This window comes from Nocardiopsis nanhaiensis (genome assembly GCF_054778635.1).
On the sequence record NZ_BAAGZJ010000155.1, the window covers coordinates 1 to 5035 of the forward strand.

Here is a 5035-nt window from a genome sequence, read left to right on the forward strand (position 1 = left end):
CTCTGACGGCACCTATCGGGCCCGGTGACATCACCCTTTAGGTCATGGGTTCGACGGGGACATCCAGTCATGCCGGGCCCGTAGGCCAGTGGCTCCATTGCGGGGCCACCAAAAACATAACGGGACGGGTGGTCGAGGTCCGAGCGGTCCCGGCCTACGGCCGGGTAACCCCGGTCGGCCTGGGGGCCGATGCCTGCCCCTGCGCCGGAGCGTTGACGCCTGGCGGTGTCGCGGCCGGTCACTGCGGGCAGCGGACCCCGAACAGCGCGGCCTGCGGCCGGTGGGCCACTGCGCCGGAGCACACCGGTTGAGGGTGTCGCGGCCGGTCACTGTGGGCAGCGCGAAACACCGGAGCGGGTTGGGGTGGGGTGTGTGGTGAACCCCCTAGTTGGAGTCAAAAACGAGGGTGACCGTGACTCCAGGAAGGGGGTTGGGCTGGCTCCGGGTCCCCGTCCTGACCTTTGCTCCCACCCTGGTCCTTGTTTCCCCGGTTGCGGTGGGAGGGACGACCCTGCCAGATGGAGGCCTCGGGGTTGGTCTCCCTCCGGTACTTGAGCCGGTTGGCAAACCCAACCTGACTTCTGTATGACGTGCGTCACTCTGTAGCGGGTGCGGACAGCAAAGGCCCCCACTAGCCGGAGCTAGCAGGGGCCTAGGCCGAACTACGCGGACCTACTCGCGGCACCAAACGTCGGGAAGCGGCGCACCCTGGCGCATGGCGAGCGTCAGAAGCTCCCAGCGCGCGGACGCGACAGCGAGGGCTTCCGCACACTCCGCGCGGGTGCCCTGCGTCCTCAGAACCTCGCTAAGCGCGTCGTAGCCAGCGGTCACCCGCTCCCGTACAGCCGCGTCCGAACGGCGCGCGGAGTGCTGCCACGCGGTAGGAAGGGGAGCACCGGTACGGAGAAGGCGGTCAAGGCGGAAAAACAGCATGTCGGCACGGTTGAGGCGAGCCACAGCGTGCGGAAGCGGGCCCGGGTTGGTCAACACGTGCGCGATCTGCCGCGCGAGCGTGTCCACACGCTCCGTGCGGGTGTCGTCCGCGTACATGCTCGTGTCCTCCGTGGTGTTCGCGGCGTCGCCAAGCCAGCGCGCACCCTCGGCCAGCGTCGCGACCAACGGACCGTGCGTACCGTCGGGCGTGGTCGGTAGCCACGCGGTCAAAGCGTCATTGCCGCTGAGCGTGCCGAGAACGGTTCCGTCCGGCCCGTACGCGTCATAGACGACCGGCTCACCGTCAACCGCCTCCGGGAGCATGTCGGGCGTAGGGACCAACACGGGAGCGTCCGGAGCATCCGCCGCGCCCGTACCGGCATCCGCCGCGTCCTCCCACGTGTCGCCAAACGCGTTGCGGTGCGGACCGTCGTGCCCGAGCTCGGCGACGCAGGGGATGCGGGTCCGGCCGATAGCCGGGTGTCCAGCCGCTTCCGGCCTCTGGACACCGCACGGGCCTACGCGGTGCCCGTCAGCGTCCGCGTGCGTGCCCGGGTGATTGGCGCGGAGCGCACACAGGTCGATGGTGCAGGGGTTGAAGTCAGAAGTCGTGACGTTCATGCCGACACCTCCGAACGGTTCGCGGCGGCCGCGATATCGGTCAAAACGGCGATTCCGAGCCGGTCACGGTCCGTGCGGCGTTGCGCTTCCCGCCGCTCATGCGCCACGTAGTGCCCCCGCACCAACGCGGCAGGCTCGGCGACCGTGCGGGGATCGACAACCGGCCTCGCGGCGGAGAGGGCCGTCCGGGGGAGCGCGTCAACGGGACGACGCGGGGAAGGGACAGGGGGAAGCGCGTGGGGAGCGTCCGCGACGTACGGCCGGACGCGCGGGGAGCGGCGACGCGGGACCTCGGCGAGCAACTCACGGATGTACCCAAACGGGGTCACGTGGACGCCCTGTGAGGGACGGAACAGCCGTGCGAACACGGCCAGAAGGGACACTAGGATGTTCACTGTCTGCCTGCGCTTTCAGGTAGGCCATGGCCCCGGATGTTGACCGCATCGCGGGGCCGCTTTGTGTTGTGAACCCCTAACGCTACCCGCACCTATCACTACCTGTCACGTCCCGTACTGTCCTAATCTATGCTGTACGGCTCTGACCTGCGTTAACGCGTGTTGAACTGACGAGCCCCGACACAACCCGCTTAGCGTCGTGTCATGCCCGAAAACCTCGAAGGCCCCGAACCGATGTATCGGCAGATTGCAGACCGCGTAGCCGCTCAAATCGATGACGGGACATACCCGCCTAACTCGCGTCTTCCGTCGGAAAGCGAGCTGTGCGAGCGGTTCGGGGTGTCGCGGCGAACCGTGCGTGACGCATACGCGATCCTGCTTGAGCGGGAACTTGTGGTGACGTCTCCCGGGAAGGGCACCTACGTCAAGCGTCCCTAGCTCCGCCTCACCTAGCGCGCTCGCGCGGAGCACGGTACGCGAGAAGCCCGCACACACAACTTTTGGGCAGCGCTTCCCAACCCAGAGCCCAAAAGAAAAGGCCGGAGCCCCATCAGGGCCCCGACCTACGCGGAGACGAGTCACCCGACCCCGTCGGGGAGCCCTAGACGCGCGTGCCACTCGGCTAGCGGGACGTCTCCGCGTGCGAGGTTGCAGCGCTCATGAGCGGCGGCCATGTTCGCAACCACGGTTCCGGCCTTCGGCGCATCACCCGTGAACCGGTCACTCACCGGGTCGCGGTGATCCCAATGGATGGTGTCCGTTGCTCGGAACGCTCCGCCGCAAAGGTGGCAGTTCCAAGAGTCCATTTCCTCGTGATGGGCGAGCCAATCGGGGATGAATGAACCGTCTGCGGGTTGGCCGCGTTGGAGTGCGCGGCGTTTGGCGTTGCGAGCGGCATCCCGCGCGCGGAAATCGGGATCGTTCTCCCAACGGTCGCGGTTTCGCTGTAGTTTCCGATCCCGGAACTCCGAATCGTTCTCCCAACGGTCGCGGTTTCGCTGTAGTTTCCGATCCCGGAACTCCGAATCGTTCTCCCAACGGTCGCGGTACCTCTCCCGATCCTGATCCCGTCTACACGTCTTGCAATCCGGCCGACGACCGTATTTCGCGTACTTATCGCGGCCGAAATCCTCCAAAACCTTCGTTTCGTGGCACTTTGTGCACGTTTTGCTCATGTCGTTTCGTCCTAAAGGTCCTAGACATACGTATAGGGCCCGAACCTCACAGTGAGGCTCGGGCCCTAGGACGCGGCACGGAGAACACCGCGACGTCAAGCACCCCGGGAAGCCCGGGGAAGTCTGTTAAGAGGCGAGTTGCCGGTAATAGGCCAGGATCTCACGGTCGGCCGCGCGCTCCGCCTGCACATCCCGATCATGTGGCCAGATATCCGGAGCATGGGAGATCATCGCATTCACAAGGTGCGCTTGAGACAACTGCGAATCATCCCCATTCGCGGTGAGATAGGCGTGCACCTGCTTCAATCGGTCCTTGTACGCGATAGGACGTAGGAGCCGCTCGTTAACCGGCCGCGTGCGCTTCGCACGGGCACGACGTACCTTCGCCATGTCTACCGCTCTCCGGACGCTTTGGTGCGACTCCAACGGGCCCTAGCGGCCTGCTTGGCTCGGAGCGATGTCACCGAAAGCTCGGATTCGTCCGGCTCCGCCTCTGCCGCGTTCTCCGGCAGGCTCTCCGACCAGATACGGTCCGCCTGGACACGGAGATTCCTTTCCTCGGCGAGTAGTGGGTGCGCGATGTGCTGCCCCTGTGAGCCGCGACCCATTAGGCCGTCGTTCTCGATTTGCACGGCGCAATCATCCGCACGAGCAAGCAGCCTCGCTACCGAGGAAATCCGCTCATGTAGAACGTCGTCCGGCTCCGCGACCGCGTGGAATGCGGTCATGAGCCGGTCGCGGTGTTCGTTGTAACTCATACCGGCCTTTCTGATTACAGAAACAGTAAAAACAAATGACCGTGCGTGCGTGCCCGGCCACGGAACCGGTAACCCCGACCGGCGCGCGTCCCCGCAGGTCAGGGGGTCCCCGCCACCCCCCTTGGGCCTCTGACCTGCACAAACGTCGCGGTCCCTAACGAGGACGACGCGGTGACCGACCACGATAGACATCACGCATTGTGATCAGGTCTCGCCACTCTTTGTCAGTCAATGTGATTGGCGCACTGTTGCCATGTGGAAACAGCGCAAGGATTGTGTCAACATCACGCGCGTGGTCACGACCTTTGGGAACACGCTGGCAGTTCGCGATAGCCTCGGCTGTGGTGGTGAGCACGCGGCACCCGGCCGAGCACCACGGAATGCCATTGTCCGACTGTCGCAGAACAGGAACAACACAGCTTGGCCTAGAACAGTAGGTACCCGTGGGGGCAGTCAAGCGGGCAGGCATAGGGGGCCTCCTTATGTATGAGCAGTAGGCGGGGGTACCTATGCCCTAGGTACCCCCCCCCCTTTCCCCGCGTACTGGAAAGGATTAGAAACAGCACGCGGGAAGAACAGAACGGCCTACTTGACGTAAGCCCTATGAATCGCCATCAGAGCGGCGAACGTCTCCGGCCGGTTGCTCACAGAATTGACGCTGTGAGCCTTGCGGAGCTCAACAAGGGTCGCCTTGTCACGCTCAATGTCCCGGCCCTCAGGGGCCGACTCAGCGGCGGTAACCGCCTGCTCTGCTTCGCGAAGCAGGTCGTCCGGGCGGTACACGCGGCGACGCGGCGGACGGTGGTAATTAAGATGAAAAGTCATAGAATATCTCCCCGTAAGAATGGTTGGTTACTTGTCTTCAGCGATCTTCACGGCGCGGCCGAAAGCAGCCCCCACCACCGGGTAAGCCCGGTGGGGGCCGTCTCCGCCATAGCCGAGACGGGACGGGACCGTGTCCAGGTAGCTGATAACGCCATCTAGCGTTGGCTGGTTGGTCCCGGTGCGACGCGCGGACGGATCAAAGCGGCTCTTCCCAGATGAAGGTGTAGGTCGGCCGGGCGCGTCGGTCCGCAGATAGACGTCGAGGTCTCCCGACGATGGAGGTTCCTACGCCATCCATCCGAAAGACCTCGACGTGCCCGACGCTACC

4 protein-coding genes are annotated in these 5035 nt (G+C 64.8%); 1 reads left to right on the forward strand and 3 read right to left on the reverse strand.

The genetic code is table 11. From position 1 onward, the window contains the following. Window positions 1-672: 672 nt before the first annotated feature. Entirely contained in the window at window positions 673-1554 is an 882-nt protein-coding gene (locus ACYVD1_RS34290) for a hypothetical protein (RefSeq protein WP_460778640.1), read from the reverse strand. Window positions 1555-2183: 629 nt separating this feature from the next. On the opposite strand from ACYVD1_RS34290, the gene ACYVD1_RS34295 reads away from it, so the two are divergent. Next, on the forward strand, window positions 2184-2387 hold the full coding sequence (locus ACYVD1_RS34295) for a winged helix-turn-helix domain-containing protein (RefSeq protein WP_460778644.1): 204 nt from the start codon (window positions 2184-2186) through the stop codon (window positions 2385-2387). Between the two features lie 863 nt (window positions 2388-3250). On the opposite strand, the gene ACYVD1_RS34300 is transcribed toward ACYVD1_RS34295, so the two are convergent. Both ACYVD1_RS34300 and ACYVD1_RS34305 read right to left on the reverse strand, forming a co-directional pair. Next, window positions 3251-3514 (reverse strand): hypothetical protein, encoded by a 264-nt coding sequence (locus ACYVD1_RS34300; protein ID WP_460778642.1) that lies wholly within the window; start codon window positions 3512-3514, stop codon window positions 3251-3253. A 2-nt stretch (window positions 3515-3516) separates the two neighbouring features. Next, window positions 3517-3882 (reverse strand): hypothetical protein, encoded by a 366-nt coding sequence (locus tag ACYVD1_RS34305; protein ID WP_460778643.1) that lies wholly within the window; start codon window positions 3880-3882, stop codon window positions 3517-3519. Window positions 3883-5035: the final 1153 nt, after the last annotated feature.